The organism is Streptosporangium subroseum (assembly GCF_900188345.1).
In the GTDB taxonomy this organism is placed as follows: Bacteria; Actinomycetota; Actinomycetes; order Streptosporangiales; family Streptosporangiaceae; genus Streptosporangium; species Streptosporangium subroseum.
The window spans coordinates 103718-121366 of sequence record NZ_FZOD01000017.1; the positions used below are offsets into that span (position 1 = coordinate 103718).

16 protein-coding genes are annotated in these 17649 nt (G+C 72.0%); 6 read left to right on the forward strand and 10 right to left on the reverse strand.

Annotated features, from left to right (window positions below; all coding sequences use genetic code 11):
- From mdcA to CHC08_RS19040, 4 genes are all read right to left on the reverse strand, one after another.
- Positions 1-1653, reverse strand: coding sequence for a malonate decarboxylase subunit alpha (mdcA, locus tag CHC08_RS19025; RefSeq protein WP_089208650.1), 1653 nt, complete (start codon positions 1651-1653; stop codon positions 1-3).
- A gap of 155 nt (positions 1654-1808) precedes the next feature.
- Complete coding sequence (locus tag CHC08_RS19030) at positions 1809-2585, reverse strand: ABC transporter permease (RefSeq protein ID WP_089208651.1); 777 nt, start codon at positions 2583-2585, stop codon at positions 1809-1811.
- Positions 2582-4150, reverse strand: coding sequence for an ABC transporter permease subunit (locus CHC08_RS19035; RefSeq protein ID WP_089208652.1), 1569 nt, complete (start codon positions 4148-4150; stop codon positions 2582-2584). Before CHC08_RS19035 ends, CHC08_RS19030 begins: the two co-directional genes overlap by 4 nt.
- Positions 4147-5085: an ATP-binding cassette domain-containing protein gene (locus tag CHC08_RS19040; protein ID WP_089208653.1), complete on the reverse strand. Its 939-nt coding sequence runs from the start codon at positions 5083-5085 to the stop codon at positions 4147-4149. The genes CHC08_RS19035 and CHC08_RS19040 overlap by 4 nt, the downstream gene beginning before the upstream one ends.
- A gap of 110 nt (positions 5086-5195) precedes the next feature.
- On the opposite strand from CHC08_RS19040, the gene CHC08_RS19045 reads away from it, so the two are divergent.
- On the forward strand, positions 5196-6377 hold the full coding sequence (locus CHC08_RS19045; RefSeq protein WP_089208654.1) for a HAMP domain-containing sensor histidine kinase: 1182 nt from the start codon (positions 5196-5198) through the stop codon (positions 6375-6377).
- Positions 6374-7042 (forward strand): response regulator transcription factor, encoded by a 669-nt coding sequence (locus CHC08_RS19050; RefSeq protein ID WP_218825370.1) that lies wholly within the window; start codon positions 6374-6376, stop codon positions 7040-7042. Before CHC08_RS19045 ends, CHC08_RS19050 begins: the two co-directional genes overlap by 4 nt.
- A gap of 83 nt (positions 7043-7125) precedes the next feature.
- Here CHC08_RS19050 and clpX read toward each other — a convergent pair whose 3' ends face one another.
- Together clpX and CHC08_RS19060 are read right to left on the reverse strand one after the other, a co-directional pair.
- Complete coding sequence (gene clpX, locus CHC08_RS19055) at positions 7126-8421, reverse strand: ATP-dependent Clp protease ATP-binding subunit ClpX (RefSeq protein ID WP_089208655.1); 1296 nt, start codon at positions 8419-8421, stop codon at positions 7126-7128.
- A gap of 65 nt (positions 8422-8486) precedes the next feature.
- Positions 8487-9689 carry a cytochrome P450 family protein gene (locus CHC08_RS19060; RefSeq protein ID WP_089208656.1) on the reverse strand — a complete coding sequence of 401 codons (1203 nt, stop codon included), beginning with the start codon at positions 9687-9689 and terminating at the stop codon, positions 8487-8489.
- Positions 9690-9792: 103 nt separating this feature from the next.
- Between CHC08_RS19060 and CHC08_RS19065 the strand changes: the two genes are divergently transcribed.
- A complete protein-coding gene (locus CHC08_RS19065) occupies positions 9793-10908 on the forward strand; it encodes a TetR/AcrR family transcriptional regulator (protein ID WP_089208657.1) in 1116 nt (371 codons plus the stop codon).
- A gap of 135 nt (positions 10909-11043) precedes the next feature.
- On the opposite strand, the gene CHC08_RS19070 is transcribed toward CHC08_RS19065, so the two are convergent.
- The 3 genes from CHC08_RS19070 to CHC08_RS19080 are packed head-to-tail and all read right to left on the reverse strand — an operon-like array spanning position 11044 to position 14080.
- A complete protein-coding gene (locus CHC08_RS19070) occupies positions 11044-12255 on the reverse strand; it encodes an ABC transporter permease (RefSeq protein WP_089208658.1) in 1212 nt (403 codons plus the stop codon).
- The gene (locus CHC08_RS19075) at positions 12252-13013 is read right to left on the reverse strand and encodes an ABC transporter ATP-binding protein (RefSeq protein WP_089208659.1); all 762 of its coding nucleotides are present in this window, start codon (positions 13011-13013) and stop codon (positions 12252-12254) included. Before CHC08_RS19075 ends, CHC08_RS19070 begins: the two co-directional genes overlap by 4 nt.
- The gene (locus CHC08_RS19080; RefSeq protein WP_089208660.1) at positions 13010-14080 is read right to left on the reverse strand and encodes an efflux RND transporter periplasmic adaptor subunit; all 1071 of its coding nucleotides are present in this window, start codon (positions 14078-14080) and stop codon (positions 13010-13012) included. Before CHC08_RS19080 ends, CHC08_RS19075 begins: the two co-directional genes overlap by 4 nt.
- 178 nt (positions 14081-14258) lie before the next feature.
- On the opposite strand from CHC08_RS19080, the gene CHC08_RS19085 reads away from it, so the two are divergent.
- A complete protein-coding gene (locus CHC08_RS19085; RefSeq protein ID WP_089208661.1) occupies positions 14259-14912 on the forward strand; it encodes a response regulator transcription factor in 654 nt (217 codons plus the stop codon).
- Positions 14909-16261: a sensor histidine kinase gene (locus CHC08_RS19090; protein ID WP_089208662.1), complete on the forward strand. Its 1353-nt coding sequence runs from the start codon at positions 14909-14911 to the stop codon at positions 16259-16261. The genes CHC08_RS19085 and CHC08_RS19090 overlap by 4 nt, the downstream gene beginning before the upstream one ends.
- Here the strand turns inward: CHC08_RS19090 and CHC08_RS19095 are convergent.
- Positions 16216-16740: a hypothetical protein gene (locus tag CHC08_RS19095; protein ID WP_089208663.1), complete on the reverse strand. Its 525-nt coding sequence runs from the start codon at positions 16738-16740 to the stop codon at positions 16216-16218. The two genes, CHC08_RS19090 and CHC08_RS19095, sit on opposite strands and share 46 nt — an antisense overlap.
- A 179-nt stretch (positions 16741-16919) precedes the next feature.
- Between CHC08_RS19095 and CHC08_RS19100 the strand changes: the two genes are divergently transcribed.
- On the forward strand, positions 16920-17642 hold the full coding sequence (locus tag CHC08_RS19100) for a CPBP family intramembrane glutamic endopeptidase (RefSeq protein ID WP_089208664.1): 723 nt from the start codon (positions 16920-16922) through the stop codon (positions 17640-17642).
- Positions 17643-17649: the final 7 nt, after the last annotated feature.

The following is a 17649-nucleotide window of genomic DNA, read 5'->3' on the forward strand; positions in this document are numbered from 1 at the left end:
TCACCAGGTCCGGAACTGGGCGGGCGGGTCATACAGGCCTCCGGACCAGGCGATGAGATCTTCGATGCTGCGGGCCGCCAGCAGGGAGCGGTCCGCCCTGCGGACGTCGACCTTGAGATCCTCGGGCAGGGCGACCAGACCGTCGCGGCGCAGCTCCTCCACGCGCCGCTCGTCCAGGTCACGGCCGACCGGGGTGGCGCCCGCGACCGCGGCCACCGCCTCACGCCGCTCGGCCAGGCTGCCGGCCCTGTAGAGGTAGGCCACCCCCTCTTCGGTCACCACGTGGCTGACGTCGTCGCCGTAGATCATGATCGGTGGGATGGGCATGCCGGCGTCCTTGCCCACCTGGATCGCGTCCAGCGACTCGACGAACGCCGGGGTGCCGCCGGAGCGGAAGGTCTGCGTGATCTGCACGACGAGCTTGCGCCCGCGCAGCGCGGGCGCCTCGCCGCCCAGCAGGCTCAGCCAGGCAGGAGAGGCGTGCCTGCGGCCGTGCGGATCGTGTCCCATGTTGGGTGCCCCGCCGAAACCGGACAGCCGGCCCTCGGTGACCGTCGAGGAGTTCGCGCAGGCGTCGATCTGCAGCGATGACCCGATGAACATGTCCACGGCGTACTGGCCCGCGAGCTGGCACAGAACCCGGTTCGACCGGAGAGATCCGTCGCCGCCGATGAAGAAGACATCCGGGCGGGCGGCGACATAGCGCTCCGTGCCGGGTTCTCCGCCGAAGCAGTGCACCGACTCGACCCAGCCGCTCTCGATGGCGGGAATGAGCGTCGGATGCGGGTTGAGCGTCCAGTGCCTGCAGATCTTTCCGCGCAGGCCCAGCTCCTCGCCGTAGGTGGGCAGGATGAGCTCGATCGCCGCGGTGTCGAAGCCGATCCCGTGATTCAGGGCGGTCACCCCGTGCCGCTCGTAGATCCCGCGCAGTGCCAGCATGGCCATCAGGATCTCCACCTGACCGATCTGGCGGGGATCCCGGGTGAACAGCGGCTCCAGCACGAACGGCCGGGGACTCTCCACGACCAGGTCCACCCAGTCGCCGGGGATGTCCACCCGGGGGACCCTGTCCACCAGTTCGTTGACCTGGGCCAGCACCACACCGTCGCGGAACGCCGCCGCCTCGGCGATGGTCGGGGTGTCCTCGGTGTTGGGCCCGGTGTACAGGTTGCCCTCGTGATCGGCCTGTTCGGCGCAGAGCAGGGCCACGTCCGGGGTGAGGTCGACGAACATCCGCGCGTACAGCTCGACGTAGGTGTGGATCGCCCCGACCTCGATCTTGTCGTCGGCGAGCATCTGCGCCACGCGTACGCTCTGCGGGCCGGCGTAGGCGAAATCGAGACGGCGGGCCACGCCGCGCTCGAAGACGTCCAGGTGCTCACGCAGGCTGATCGAGGAGATCAGCAGATGCAGATCATGCACCACATTCGGATCACATCCGGCCAGGGCCTCGGCGAGGAAGTCCGCCTGTTTCTGGTTGTCCCCCTCCAGGGCCACCCGGTCGCCCGGACGGAGCAACGCCTGCAGCGCGTCGCGCATCCGCCCGGCATCCAGCACCCGTCCCGAGGCGAAGGGCCGCACCGCCTCCAGCCGCTCCCGTTTCGCGGTCCGCCGCCGCGTCCAGTCCCGGGGGGCCGCAGCCGTGGATGCCATCGCCTGCCTCCGATTGCGCGCGTTCGCTAAGGTCTAAATGCCTCAAAGTCGGAGGAATTAACTCAAACCAAGCTAAAACGTCGCAGAGGGGATCCAGAGGCGGTGCCCTCCCCGGTCTGCCCTGTCAGGCGGGGCGCCGCCGGGGAGGGCGGCGCTCACGCGTCGCGTAGTCGTAGCAGCAGCCCGCCGCCCAGGAGCGCCGCGGCGGCCCAGACGGCGAGCACGCCGAGGCCCGCCCACGGGCTGAGGGGCAGGCTGGAGAGATGGGTGGTCGCCTGGATGGCGAGCCCGGCGTTCATCGGCGAGATCCGCCACAGGAGCCGCTGCCAGTCCTGGTCGGAGACCATGAGGATGACGACCGGGAAGAGATAGAGCAGACCGAGCACGCTCCCGACGGCCACCGCGGAGTCCCGTACGGCGGCGGCGATGCCGAGGCTGAGCAGGGCGATCAGCACCAGATAGAGGACCGAGCCGGCGGCCGCGCGCAGCATCGGCCCGTCGGCCAGGGACAGGAGCGGCCGGCCGTGGGCGGGGGTGAAGCCGTTGCCGGGCAGGATGAGCCGCCCGGCCAGCACGGACGCGAGCACGGCCAGGGTGCCCGCGGCGAGTGTCAGGCCGGTGAGAACGACCGCCTTGGCGGCCAGGACGGTCGTTCTCACCGGCATCGCGGCCAGGGTGGTGCGGATCATGCCGGTGCCGTACTCGCCGCTGATCGTCAGCACGGCCAGGATGGCGACGACCGCCTGGCCCAGCTGAACCCCGAAGAGGCTGATCTCGGCGGGGTCGTAGTCGCAGCCCGCCGGGGGGCAGGACACGGCGGCGGCTGCCGCGGCGCTCACGGCGAGGGTCAGCATGACGGTCCCGAGCAGGAGCCGACCGGTGCCCGTCACGGTGCGCAGCTTCGTCCACTCCGCGTGCAGCTGCTGTCTCATGCGTCCCTCCGGCGCAGCAGGACGACGGCGAGGACGAGGGCGAGCGCGGCGTAGGCGCAGAGCACGGCGAGGCCGGCCCACGGCGCCAGCGGGTAGTAGCCCGCCTGGGGCACGTAGTGGCCGGTCACCTGTGGATACTCCGGAACGCTCTGCTGGATCGCGAAGCCGGCGGCCGGGGTGAGCCGCAACAGCCACCGCGCCGCGCCCTCGGGCAGGACGGAGACGGTCGCGAGGATGGAGGGGACGACGATCACCACGACGGCGGTGACGATCGCGGCGACGCCGCGCCGGAACACGGCGCCGAGGGCGAGGGCGAGAACGGCGGCGACGCCGAACAGCGCCGCGACGCCGACGACGACGCGCAGTTCGGTGAGCGGGCTCACCGGGAGGATGTAGTTGCCGTTGGAACGCAGGATCCGCTTGCCGGCCGTGACCGTGACCGTGGTCGCGGCCAGTGCGGCGACGAAGGTGACCGCGCCGATCACGAGGGCCTTGGCCGCCAGCGTCCGGCCGCGCCGTGGACCGGCGAGCAGGGTGGTGCGGATCATTCCCCGCCGGTACTCGCCGGTGACGAACATCACCGCCACCACGATCACCAGGATCAGCCCGGTGAGCGCGCCGGTGAGGGTGCGCTCGACGGTCTGGCCGTCCATCCGCGGCGCGAGGTCGCCGGCCCCGGTCACGGTGAACGTGCCGCCGGACTCCAGCACCCCGTTCGGGCGGTGGTAGCGCTCCCAGTCGGTCGTCCCGGTGACTCCCACGGCGTCACGGCTCCACGCGCCGCCGGGCACGTCGCCCCGCAGGCCGACGTTGTCGAAGACGGCGGTGGCCTGGGTGAAGCGCATCTGCTCGATGCTCCCGCCGAGATCGGCCCGCTTCACCGTCAGATCGCCAGGGGAGGCGACGAAGAGCCCGATCTGGACCGTGGCCGGCAGCCCGGCCAGGTGAGCCGTGCCGACCTTGGTCCACCGCGTGCCGTCGGCCGACTCGTAGCCGGTGAGCGTGTCGCCCGAACGGGTCAGCCGCAGCCAGCGCGGGGACGCCGCCGAGACGCCGCCCGGGCGGCCGGCCGTGTCTTCGGTGAAGTTGTGCTGCATCCGCACGCCGTGGCTGCCGGTGACCATCATCGCCGCGTAGGCCGACCCCTGCCGGGTGCCGTCCTTGACGATGACTCCGGCCTTCGCCCACGGCACGAGGCCGGGGACGATCTTGTCGTGGTCGGGCGGGGGATAGGTGATGATGCCGGTCATGGAGGTCAGGCGGGCGGTGATGTCGCCGTTCCCGGTCAGCGACCGGTGCGCGAAATAGAACTGGTCCTCCACCGCTTCGCCGCCCGGCCCCACCGGAACGGCGGGGCAGGCGACCTCGACCGGGCCCTCGCTGCACGAGGCGTGGCTGCCCGCCGCGGCGAGCAGCCCGAGCAGCACGGTGACCAGCGCCGCGATCACCATGGTGGTCACCCAGCCGCGGACCGTACGAAACTTGGTCCACTCGGCGTGCAGCAGGTGGGCGAAGCCGTCGCGTCCGGCCCGCGGGCGTGGGCGGTACGGGGCGGTGGTGGTCATCGTGCCGCCTCCCGTCCGGCGGCGGCGCGAAACTCGACCGCGTCCCGGGTGAGCTCCATGTAGGCCTCCTCAAGCGTCGCGCGGTGGGCCGCCACCTCGGAGAACGGCACCGTGTTCCGGCTGAGGAGCGTCACGACGCCCTCGGCCGTCAGCCCGGACACCGTCAGCGCGTCCCGGCCGTCGGCCCCCGCGGTCACCACGGCCCCCGCGTGCTCCAGCACCCTCGCCGCCTCCTGCCGGGCCGTGGTGCGCAGCGTCACCCGGTCACCGGACACCGTGGCCAGCAGCTCCGCCACGCCGGTGTCGGCGATGACCCTGCCGCGGCCGACCACCACCACGTGGCCGGCGACGTCCTGCAGTTCGCTCATCAGATGGCTGGACACCAGCACGGCGCGGCCCTGCCCGGCCAGCTCGGCCAGCAGTTCGCGCATCCACACGATGCCGTCGGGGTCCAGGCCGTTGAAAGGCTCGTCCAAAATGATCACGGGCGGGTCGCCGAGCAGCGCGGCGGCGATCCCCAGCCGCTGCCGCATGCCCAGGGAGAAGCCGCCCGCCTTCCGCCGGGCCGCCTGTCGCAGGCCGGCCTGTTCGATCACCTCGTCGACCCGTCCGGCGGTCAGACCCTGGGAATGGGCCAGCCACAGCAGGTGGTTGCGGGCGGAGCGGCTCGGCTGCAGCGCGGCGGCGTCCAGCAGGGCCCCGACGTGGCGCAGCGGGTGGCGCAGGCTCCGGTACGGCCGCCCGCCGATCAGCGCGCTGCCCTCCTCGACCGCGTCCAGGCCGAGGATCACCCGCATCGTGGTGGACTTTCCCGCGCCGTTGGGGCCGACAAAGCCGGTGACCTGCCCCGGCTTCACCGAAAAGGACATCCCGTCCAGTGCCACGGTCGGCCCGAAGCGTTTGCGCAGACCGTTGACGTCGATGGTTGCTTGCATGTCTTCGGTTGTACGGATACGGCCATAACGTGGGCCGAACGGAGGCCGTCATGCCGTTGTTAGGTCCGGGACGGCATCCTGGAGGCCGGCACGGAAGCGGGAGAGGACCGATGAGGAATCTGCGACGCCCGGCGCTGCCGGGCCGCACCGTACGGCTGCGCTTCACCGCCCTGTACGGTGTCCTGTTCCTCCTGTCCGGCATCGGGCTGCTGGCCCTCACCAACCTCGTGGCCCTCGGGTCGTCGAGGGTCACGGTGCCCGGTGAGAACCCCCAGCAGCCCACGCTCGCGGCCTCCCAGGAGCTCGTCGGCCGGCTCCAGGCTCAGCTCTCGGAGACGCATACGGCCCAGTCGCGCCAGCTCCTGATCGGCTCGGCGGTCGCGCTCGCCGTCATGGCCGTGGTCTCGGTCGTGCTGGGCCGGGTCGTCGCGGGCCGGGTGCTGCGCCCGTTGCGGACGATCACCTCGGCCACGCGGCGGATCTCCGCCGACAACCTGCACGAGCGGCTGGCCGTGCCGGGCCCCGCCGACGAGGTGAAGGACCTCGCCGACACCATCGACGGGCTGCTGGAACGCCTGGAGGGCTCCTTCTCCGCGCAGCGCCGGTTCGTCGCCAACGCCTCCCACGAGCTGCGCACCCCGCTGGCGACCATTCGGGCGTCGCTGGACGTGGCCGTCGCCAAGCCGGAGCCCGTACCGGCGCAGACGATCGCGCTCGCCGACAGGATCCGCACCGAGCTCGACCAGGTCGACCGGCTGCTGGAAGGCTTCCTCCTGCTCGCCCGCACCCAGCACGGAGCCCTGTCCGACCGTGCGACGATCTCGCTCGGCCGCGTGGTGTCCGCGGCCCTGGACAGCCGGGCCGCCGACATCGCGGCCAGGAGCCTGACCGTCCACGGCGACGACGTCCAGGACGGCGCCTGGACGCGGGGGAGCCGGACGCTCCTGTCCCGCATGGTCGGCAACGTGATCGACAACGCGATCACCCACAACCACGACGGCGGCTGGATCCGGGTCGCCGCCACGGCCGACGGCGCGACGGCCCGGCTCATCGTGGAGACGGGCGGGCGAGTCCTCGACCAAGAGCAGATCGCGCGGCTGGCCCAGCCGTTCCAGCGGCTGGGCGCGGACCGCACCGGCTCCGACAGCGGCTCCGGACTCGGGCTGTCGATCGTCGCGGCCGTCGCCACAGCCCACGGCGGCGACCTGGATCTCCGTGCCCGGCCCGGAGGCGGCCTCCGGGTGGCCATCACCCTGCCCCTGGCGGACGCGCGGGCGGGTGTCCCGGCGTGAGGGTGCTGGTGGTCGAGGACGCGCGCTCCCTCGCCGCCGTCCTCGCCGAGGGTCTCCGTGACCAGGGCATGGCCGTGGACGTGGCGCACGACGGCCTGGAGGCCGCGGCCAAACTCGATCTCAACGCCTATGACGTGGTCGTCCTCGACCGCGATCTGCCGGGAATCCACGGCGACACCCTCTGCCAGATGATCACCGAACGCGATGACCGCGTCATGGTCCTGATGCTGACCGCGGCCGGCTCGCCCGGCGACCGGGTCAGCGGCCTGACCCTGGGAGCCGACGACTATCTCGCCAAGCCCTTCCACTTCCCCGAACTGGTCGTGCGCATCCGTTCCCTGGCCCGCCGCCAGCCCTTCGCCCGCGCCCGCACCCTGCGCGCGGCGGGCATCGAACTCGACCCCCTGCGCCGCACCGCCACCCGCGACGGCCGTCACCTCGACCTGTCGGTCAAGGAGTTCGCCCTCCTCGAAGCCCTCCTGCGCGCCACCCCCGCCTTCCTCAGCACCGAGGACCTGCTCGAACAGGTCTGGGACGAACACGCCGACCCGTTCACCAACACCGTCACCGTCACCATCGGCCGTCTGCGCCGCAAACTCGGCGACCCCTCGATCATCACCACCACACCCGGCGTGGGCTACCGCATCGCCGATCCACCCGGCTAGGGGTCGCTCTCCGGGCCGAACCATCCGGCCCCGCGAATGTCCGGCTCCGTTTCACGAGCCGGACATCCGGCCCGGGGAACGCCTCAGGCGGACTTCTCGGGGCTGTCCCAGGTGCGACCGGGCTGCTCGCGCGGCACCAGGGTCGGGTTGACGTTGTTGAGCACGGTGTCGCGGTCGATCACGACGCGGGCCACGTCGTCCCGGCTCGGCACCTCGAACATCACGTCGAGCAGGACCTCTTCGAGGATCGCCCGGGTCGCCCGGGCGCCGGTACGGCGGAGCAGCGCCTGTTCGGCGATGGCGCCGATGGCGTCCTCGGTGAACTCCAGCTCGACACCGTCGAGCTCGAAGAGCTTCTGGTACTGCTTGATCAGCGCGTTGCGCGGCTCGGTGAGGATCCGGACCAGTGCCGTCCGGTCCAGTTGCCGGAAGGTCGACACGACCGGGAGCCGGCCGACCAGCTCGGGGATCAGCCCGAACTTCAGCAGGTCCTCGGGCGTGACCTCGCCGAAGGCGTCCTCCTCCCGCTCCTCCCCGGTGTGGATCGCGGCGAGGAACCCGGCGCCCTTGCGACCGACCCGCCGTTCGATGATCTGCTCCAGGCCGGCGAACGCGCCGCCGACGATGAACAGCACGTTGCTCGTGTCGATCTGGATGAAGTCCTGCTGCGGGTGCTTGCGGCCACCCTGCGGCGGCACGCTCGCGACCGTGCCCTCCAGGATCTTCAGCAGCGCCTGCTGCACGCCCTCACCGGAGACGTCGCGGGTGATCGACGGGTTCTCGCTCTTCCGGGCGACCTTGTCGATCTCGTCGATGTAGACGATGCCGGTCTCGGCCTTCTTGACGTCGTGGTCGGCGGCCTGGATCAGCTTGAGCAGGATGTTCTCGACATCCTCCCCGACGTAGCCGGCCTCGGTGAGCGCGGTGGCGTCGGCGATCGCGAACGGGACGTCGAGCATCCGGGCGAGCGTCTGGGCGAGGTGGGTCTTGCCGCAGCCGGTCGGGCCGATCAGCAGGATGTTGGACTTGCCGAGCTCGACCGGCTCCTCCTTCGCGGGGTGCTGCCCGTTCCCGCCGGCTCCCGGACGGATGCGTTTGTAGTGGTTGTAGACCGCCACCGAGAGCACCATCTTGGCGTTGTCCTGCCCGATGACGTACTGCTCGAGGAACTCGTAGATCTCCCGGGGTTTCGGCAGCTCCCGCTGTCCTGCCTCGGAGGCCGCACCGAGCTCCTCCTCGATGAGCTCGTTGCAGAGCTCGACACACTCGTCGCAGATGTGGACGCCGGCCGGCCCCGCGATGAGCCTCTTGACCTGCTTCTGGTTCTTCCCGCAGAACGTGCATCTCAACAGGTTGCCGTCACCGGCGATGCGTGCCACGTGGAAAGGTCTCCTCAACGGTTGTGCGGTCCGGAACGCGGGAGGACCACGTCGGACCTGGATGGTCAGAGGATCACGGTCAGCGACGCCAGACGCCAGGTGCCCGGGTCGGGGACACGTCCCGTGGCCTGCGCGTCGGCGAGCGACAGATCGGGGAAGCGGCGCAGCAGCGCGGTGAGTGCGACCTCGGTCTGCGCCCGAGCCAGCGAGGCCCCGAGACAGAAGTGTGGTCCGTGAGCGTACCCGAGATGTCCCGATGGTCCAGCGACGCGGCCGATGTCGAATCGGTCGGGGTCGGCGAACGCGCGTGGATCGCGGTTGGCGGAGACGATGGAGGCGGTGACGGGCTCGCCTTTGAGGATCGACACACCGAACATCTCGACGTCCTCCCGCGGCAGGCGGGGAATGGTCAGCAGCTGCGGCCCGGACCAGCGCGTCAGCTCCTCGACGGCGCGGGGCATGAGGCCGGCGTCCTCGCGCAGCGCGGCGAGCTGGCCGGGGTGGCGGAGCAGGGTCTCGACGGCGTTGGCGATGAGGTTCGTCGGCGTCTGCCCGGCGAGGACCAGGTTCCAGACCAGGGTGACCATCTCGGTGTCGCCGAGCCGGCCCTCGTCGTCGGCCTGGGCGCGGATGAGGTCTGAGATCAGGTCGTCGCCGAGCTCGGCCCTCCGGCTCGCAACCGCGGCCTTGGCGCCCTCCATGATGCCGGGTATGGCGTCGGCGAACGCCTGGCCCCAGCCGGCCGCCACGGCGGCGCCGTACTCCCGCCAGCGGGGGCGGTCGATCTCGGCGATGCCGACCAGCTCGCAGATCACCTCGATCGGCAGCGGTCGCGCGAAGTGCGCCAGAAGGTCCACCGAGCCGCCCTCGGCATGGTTCGGCAGGTCGTCGAGGAGGCTCTCGACGATCGGTTCGATCCGCGGCCGGAAATCGACGGCGCGGCGCGGGGTGAACGCGGGCGAGACCAGCCTGCGCAGCCGCGCGTGCTCCGGTCCTTCCATCTCCTGCATGGTCCGCATGTAGGCCAGGCAGTGCTCGGGGATGCCGGGGGGCCGCATGAAGCTGTCGGCGCCGAGCTCGAACCGCGGGTCGCTCAGCATCGCCCTGGCGTCCTCGTGCCGCGTCAGGACCCACATCGGGCGCATGCCGGGGGCCAGGAGCCGTGCCAGCGGCGAGAGCTCCCGGACGCGTCCGTAAGCGGAGGCGGGGTCGCGCAGCACCTCGGGGTCGGTCAGGTCGATCCCGGGAACGTCGCTCGCATCGGTCATGGATGCTCCAGATTTTCAGATGATGTAATCAGATGGTCTCATCATATGTATGGTCCCGGGTATCTTTGATCCCGACGATCGGGCAGCCGGAACGAAGAGGACGATGGGTCGGTTCACCAGGGCGGAAATGCAGGAGCACAACCGTGCCAAGGTGCTGGCGGCGGCCAGGGACGAGTTCACCGAGCGCGGCTTCCGCGACGCCAAGATCGACGGCATCGCCGAGCGCGCCCGGCTCACCCGCGGCGCGGTCTACTCCAACTTCCCCGGCAAACGGGCCCTCTACTTCGCCGTTCTGGCCGACCTCGCCGAGCGTGACTCCGCGCCGCCGCACGCCGCGCCGCCGCACTCGGAGTCCGGTCGAACCGCCGGCGAGGCGCTCGGCGCGTTCGCCCGCGCCTGGGTCGCCCGGCTCCCTCTCGCCACCGAGGAGCAGCACAGCTCGGCCCGGCTCGGCATGGACCTGCTGTCCGAGGTCCTCGCCGACGAGCGGACCCGGTGGCCGTTCACGCAGCTGATGAAGCTCGACGCGATCCTGCTCGGACTGGCCCTGGAGCGGCTGCGCCCGCCCGGGGCGCCCGCCGGCCGCCTGGTGTCCGTGGCCGAGGTCGCGCTCACGACCCTGTACGGCGCAAGCCAGATGGCCGCCGCCGCGCCAGGTTTCGTCGATCCCTTCACCATCGTCAGTGCCTGCGAACAGCTCGCGGACCTCGATCTGGGCGACGCGTGGCAGCCTCCGCACCTCGCCTACGTCCCGCGGGCGCGACCCGCCGACGAGTCGTGGTCCCCGCCTCCCGCCGTGGACGCCGTCCGCGGCGAACCCGCGCGGCTCGCGGACGACGGCGTGGTGGCGATCCTCGGGCTGCACCGGCTTGAGGCCGCCGAGGAGGCCGTACGGGCCGCGCCGCCCACGGCCACGGTCACCGTCGTCCTGGTCACCGGCGACCCCGGCGAGCTGGCGCCGCTGGCACGGCTGGCCATCGCCGAGCTCCGCGTCTGCCTGCGCCAGGCCTTCCCGCCGTCGGCGTGGCCGCGCCTGCAGGTGGTGTACGACGAGTCCGGCACCCTCGCCGCGGCGGCCGGCGTGCCCGCCGTCAGCGACGGGACCGAGGCCGCCGTCCGGGTCGAGGCGGGCCGGATCGTCGCCCGGGCCGACGGCCGCGGCGCGTGCCACGCGGCCGCGGCGGCCGGCGAGCCCGATCGGCCCGGTCAGGCCGGCTGAGCCCGGCGAGCCCGGTCAGCCCGGTGAGCCTGATCAGGCGGGTGGGCGCGGCCCGGTCAGGCCCGGACCCGATCGGTGAGACACCGCGGGCAACCGGAGCGGGGATCCCGGCAGGGACCCCCGCTCCGCCGTTGATCAGGTCGTCGACAGCGCCTCGGTGGGCGGCAGGCGGGCGGCGCGCATCGCCGGGTACAGCCCGGCGACCGTGCCGATGACCAGCGTCGCGCCGACCGCACCGCCGAACGCCCAGGACGGCACCACCGCGGGCCAGTCCTTGGACGTCGCGTAGCCGAAGGTCGCCAGCGCGCCGAGCACGGCCCCGGCCGCGCCGCCGAGCATCGACAGCAGCAGCGACTCGGCGAGGAACTGGGTGCGCACCTGCCCGCGGGTCGCGCCGAGCGAACGGCGCAGGCCGATCTCCTTTCGCCGTTCGAGTACGGAGATCACCATCGTGTTGGCCACGCCGACCCCGCCGACCAGCAGCGCCACCGCGCCCAGGCCGAGCATGAGGTTGGTGAACGCGCCGGCGGCCGCCGCCTTGGCGACCAGTGCGTCCGAGGGCTGGCTGACGTTCACCTCCTCGGGATTCTCCGGGTTGACCGTACGCGGCAGCACGTCGCGCACCGCCTCGACGGCCGTGTCCGCGGACCGCTCGTAGATCGTGGTCGGGTGCCCGTCGAAGCCCAGGTAGCGGGCGGCGGCCTCGAACCCGATCAGCGCCGAGCGCTCGATCTCGGGCGCCAGGGGCAGCGCGCCGAGCGTGCCGACCACGGTGAACCACCGGCCGCCGATCCACACCTGGACACCAGGCCCGGTGACGCCGAGCCGCTCGGCGGCCACCGAGCCGAGCACGACCGCCGGGTAGCGCCCGGTCGCCGCGTTGAGCCACGTCCCCGAGCGCATCTCACCCTCCAGCGTGGTGAGCAGCTCGCCGTCGGCGGCCCGTACGGCGATGCCCCCGGTCACGTTCTCGGAGATCAGGCCGGTACGCCGGACCGTGGCGTCCACGCTCCCGGTCGCGGCCGCGGTGGTGACCGGCGCGATCCTGCGCACCATGTCCAGGGAGCCGGTCGGCAACCGGGTCTCGCCGCCGAACAGGGTCTGCCCCGCCTCGACGGTCAACAGGTTCGTGCCGAGCCGGTCGAGCTGTCGCAGCAGGTCCTCCCTGGAGGAGGAGGAGATGCCGATCACTCCGACCATGGTGGCGATGCCGATCGCGATGCCCAGCGCCGACAGGAACACCCGGGCCGGCCGGGCGCGCAGCCCGGCCGCGCCGACCCTGAGCACGTCGCGCCCGCGCAGCCGCGACGGCGACAGCCGCTCGCGCACCTCGCTCGCCTCGCTCATCGAGTGACCTCCCCGGCATCTTCCACGTGGTCGTCGGCGACGATGAGACCGTCCCCGACACCGGCTCCCGAAGGTGTCCTGCGCGGCCGGGGAGTGCCGTCGGCGACGATCAGGCCGTCCCTGACCCGTACGCGGCGCGGCGCCCACCCGGCGACCTCGTTGTCGTGCGTGATCACGGCGATCGTGGTGCCCGAGGCGTGCAGGCCGCTCAGCACGTCGAGCACCTCGGCGCCGGCCGCGGTGTCGAGATTGCCTGTGGGTTCGTCGGCCAGCAGCAGGGGCGGCTCGCCGACCACCGCCCTGGCCACCGCGACCCGCTGCTGCTCACCACCGGAGAGCCGGCCAGGCCGGTGCCCGAGCCGGTGCCCGAGCCCGACCCGCTCCAGCGCGGCGGCGGCCCGCTCGCGCCGCTCGCGCAGGCCGGGGCCGCTGTAGAGCAGGCCGTCGGCGACGTTGTCCAGGGCGCTCACCCCGGCGGCCAGGTGGAACTGCTGGAAGACGAAGCCCAGGTGACGCGAGCGCAGCGCGGACAGCTCACGGTCGGAGAGCCTGCCGACGTCGTGGCCGGCGATCCTGATCGTGCCGGCCGTGGGCCGGTCGAGGGTGCCGATCATGTGCAGCAGGGTCGACTTGCCGGAGCCGGACGGGCCGACGATCGCGATCAGCTCGCCGGCGCGGATCTCCAGGTCCACACCGCGCAGTGCCGCCACCTCGCCGGCGTACACCTTGGTCACCCCGGCGAGCTCAACGACGTTCACGACTTCGGCACCCCGACCTTCATGCCCTCGGACAGTCCCTCGCCCTCGATCTCGACGCTGCCGCCGCCGTACGCGCCGGTCTCCACCGGCACCAGCCGGGTCGCCGAGCCCTCCACGACCTCGACGGCGAAGCCGCCCTCGCGCAGGGCGAGCAGTGCCTCGACCGGCACCCCGAGCACGTTCTTCACTCGCTCGCTCTCCATCCTCACCGTCACCGGCGCCTGGTCCAGCTTCCCGGTGGAGCCCTTGCCGAGGGTGATCTCGACGTCGATCGTCGAGGACCCGTCGTCGCCCTGCTCGCCGCCCGCGGCGGCCTGGGCGACCGACCCGACGAAGGTGACCTTCCCCTTGATCTCGCGCCCGCCGGGCAGCTCCACGGTCACCCCGGCGCCCTTGCGGGCCATCTCCTGGTCCTCGGTGTCCAGGTCCACCTGGACGACCCTGCGGGTACCGGTCAGGGTGAGGACCGGCGTGCCCGGACGCACCTTGTCGCCGACCTCCACCGTCGCGGCGGCCACGCGTACCGGGCCGTCCAGGAAGACCACCTGGGTGGCGTCGACGCCACCGGTCTCGGGCAGGCCGTGGTCCTCCTGCCACTCCTCGACCGCCGCGTGCGTGGCGTAGGTGAACTCCTCGTCCACCGTCATGTCATCGCCGTAGCCGAGCGCCCTGAGGTTGCGTTCGAGTTGCTCGACATCCGGCCCGTCGTCCACGCCGAGCCGCAGCGGGCGGTACAGCGGCACCCTGCCGTACATCAGAACCAGCGGTCTGCGGTCCACCTTCAGCAGCGAGCGACCCCGCCGGACCACGCCGCCCTCGGCCGGCACCGAGGTCACCGTGCCGCTCACCTCCGCGGAGATCTTGTGCTCTCCCGAGTACGTCAGCCGCCCTCCCACCGACTTGGTGTCCACCAGGTCGCCCCGGGTGATCTCCGTCACCGACGGCACGGGGGGCGCGGTCGCCCCGGCCGCGCCCCCGGAATCATCGAGGCTCGCCGTCGCGACGGCCGCGCCGCCGAGCACCACGGCCACGGCGGCCCCGGTCAGCGCGGCTCCCTTGCGTCTCATCTCTCGCCCCCACCTCCTGCGGATCTCGTCATATGCCTGTCACCTCCGCGCCGGCAGGACGTACGCCCGGCGGCACGGTCCGATTTCTACGGAGGCCGGCGTTAGCGCCTCGTAAGCGGGAACCGGCTTACCGCGCCCTAACACGGGATGGTTCACGCTGGTCCGCGGAGGTGCAGGCATGCGCGTGCTGGTTGTCGAGGACGAGAACGAGATGGCCGATGCCATCGCCCATTGCCTGCGGCGGCGAGCCATCGCGGTGGACGTCGTCTATGACGGCGCGGAGGCCATGGATCGGCTGGGCTACGTCGACTACGACGTGGTGGTGCTCGACCGCGACCTGCCGGAACTGCACGGCGACGAGGTGTGCAGGCGGCTGGTCGCGATGGGCGGCGGCGGCAGGATTCTGATGCTGACCGCGATGGGCGGGGTGGCCGAGCGGGTGGACGGGCTCGGGCTGGGCGCCGACGACTACCTGCCCAAGCCTTTCGCGATCACTGAGCTGGTGGCCAGGGTGCGCACGCTGGCCCGGCGTACGGTGCCGGCCCGGCCGATCGTGCTGGAACGCGCGGGCGTGCGGCTGGACCCGGCGGGACGGACCGTGACCAGGGACGGCAGGCGCGTCACACTGACCCGCAAGGAGTTCGCGCTGCTGGGGGTGCTGCTGCGGGCCGGCGGCGAGGTGGTGCGCACCCGCGACCTGCTCGCCGAGGCGTGGGACGAGTACTACGAGTCGGGGACGGGGGCGCTGCGGGTGGCGATGGCGACGCTGCGCAGGAAGCTCGGCGATCCGCCGGTCATCGAGACCGTTCCCCGGCGGGGGTACCGGCTGTGACCGGCCACGACGCGCCGCCCCCGTTCCCGGCCGGCTCTGACGCGCCGCTCGCGTTTCCCGTCGGCTCCGACGCGCCGCGCCCGTTCCCGACCGGCGCCGGCGTGCCGCGCCGGTTCCCCGCCGGCCGCCTCGGGGCGCGGTTGCGCGAGCGGCGTGGGTTCGGGCTGCGGGCACGGCTCACCATGCTCTACGGCGGCCTGTTCTTCGGCGCGGGTGCGCTGCTGCTCTGGGTGACGTACGCGCTGACGGCGCGGGCCATGGAGCAGCGGATCGTCGCCCGGCTGTCCGCTTCCCAGCCCATCGGCCGGGAGCCGATGCCGCGGCAGAACCAGATGTTCGTCTACGTGGCCGACAAGCTGGCCCAGCAGGTGGAGACGGGCACGGCCGATGTGCTGGCCGAGCTGATGCGCAACTCGGCGATCGGGCTCGTGGTGATCGGCGTGCTGGCGACCCTGTTCGGCTGGATCATGACGGACCGGGCGCTGCGCCCGCTGCAGCGGGTGACCAGGACCGCCGAGCGGCTGTCGGAGAGCACCCTGCACGAGCGCATCGCGCTGGAGGGGCCGTCCGACCACGTCAAGCGGCTGGCCGACACCTTCGACGCCATGCTCGACCGGCTCCAGCGGGCCTTCGACACCCAGCGCCGGTTCGTCACCAACGCCTCGCACGAGCTACGCACGCCGATCGCCGTCAACCGGACGCTGATCGAGGTGGCGCTGGAGGAGCCGGACGCCTCGGACGACCTGCACTCGCTCGGCCGGGCGCTGCTCGGCGTCAACGCGCGGCACGAGCGGCTCATCGAGGGGCTGCTGCTGCTGGCCCGCTCGGAGAACGAGCTGGTCACGCGCAGGCCGGTGGACATGGAGCACGTCGCGGAGTCGGTGCTGGAGCAGCTCGACGCCAAGGCGGAGCGGCGCGACATCACGCTGCGGGCGGAGCTGTCGCCCGCGTCCGCCTCCGGTGACGCGCTGCTGCTCGAGCGCTGCGTGTTCAACCTGGTCGAGAACGCCATCAAGTACAACACCAGGGGCGGGCACGTCGAGGTACGGCTGGCGGCGGGGGAGGAGCTCACGCTCGTCGTGGAGAACACCGGTCCGCTCATCCCCGCGCACGAGGCCGGCGACCTGTTCGAGCCGTTCCGCCGCCTGCACGACCGGGTCGGTTCGGCCCAGGGCGCCGGCCTGGGCCTGTCGATCGTCCGGGCCATCGCGGTGGTGCACGGCGGCACCGTGACCGCCGTGCCGCGGGCCGGCGGCGGCCTGTCGGTCACGGTGCGACTGCCGCGGGCCCGCGACGCCGGCGCTCAGCCGGTGGGTCCTGCCGAGGTGGCCGGCCGCCCCGGCAGGTGATCCTCGCAGGCCTTCTGCGCCTTCTCCATGGCCGCGTCGTTGCCGCCCTCGGGGCGCCGCATCCTGACGGTGCCGCCCGCGATCTCGGGGTCGGGCATGTCGACGCCGTTCTCGCGCATGCACTTCACGAACGCGAGAAGCCGGTCCTGGTCTTTGGGGTCGATGCGTCTTTTCCCTTCTCCACCCCCCATGTACTTGCCGCAGGCCTTCTGCGCCTTCTCCACGGCGCCCTTGCCCTTGCCCCTGGCGTCGATCCTGACCGGGCCGCCCGGTTCGGGATCGGCCATCTCGATCCCGTTCTCGCGCATGCACTGGGCGAATTTGAGCGGGTCGGGTGACGTCGAGGGTGAGGCCTCGGGCGAGGCCCCGCCGGTCTTGGCCACCGAGGCGACGCCGACCTCGGCGGGAGCCCCGCCACACCCGGCCAGGGCCAGGATCGGAAACACCCCGAGGAGCAGTGCCGTACGCCGGAAAGTCATGTGAACGCACCTCCACCCCCGCGAGGTCGGGCGCCTCGCGGTGTGCGTCCATGTCTACGGAGGTGGAGGTTAGCGACATGTAAGTCCTTGAACCGCGATAGGCCGAGGCGCAACATAGGTTGTATATCTAACTAGCTTGCTTTACCGTCTAGATAGCACAGCACCTAAGGAGTCGCCCGATGTCGTTCACCCCCTTGACCCTCGTCCTGTCGACCGTCCTGGTCGGCTATCTGGCCTTCGTCAGCCCCCTGCTCGGCAGGCGCGGCTACGACAGGCTGGCCCGTTCCCGCGACCAGGACCCCATGGCCTACCGCCGGATGTGCACGCTCTGGTGCGCCGAGCTGTGGGCGCTGGCCGCCGTGGCACTGCTCGTCGTCGCCGTGGAACCGGGCCTCGACGCCGCGGGCATCGGCCTGGTGATCAAAGCTCCGCCGAGCGACACCCTCGGCACGATCGCCGGGTTCCTGGTCGCCGCCGCGGTCGGCACGCTTGTCCTCAGGCGGCTGGCGGCCAGGGGGAAGCCCATCCCCGGCCAGCAGGCCATCACCCACCTGCTGCCGCGCACCACGGCTGAACGCTGGTACGCGGCGGGCCTGTCGGTGACCGCCGGCATCACCGAGGAGATCGTTTACCGGGGCCTGCTCATCGCGGTCGGCATGGGCGCCTTCGGCCTGAGCGAGAATGTCGCCGCCTTCGCCGCCCTGGCGGTCTTCGTCGCGGGCCACCTCTATCAGGGCTGGCGCGGCATGCTCGCGGTCACCCTGATCGGATTCGGCCTGACCGCGCTCTATCTGAGGACCGGCAGTCTGCTCATGCCGATCCTGCTGCACGCTCTGATCGACCTGCGTGGCCTGCTGCTCTCTCCGCAACCGCGGCGTGAACTAGTTGGTAACGCAGGCTAGGTAGGAT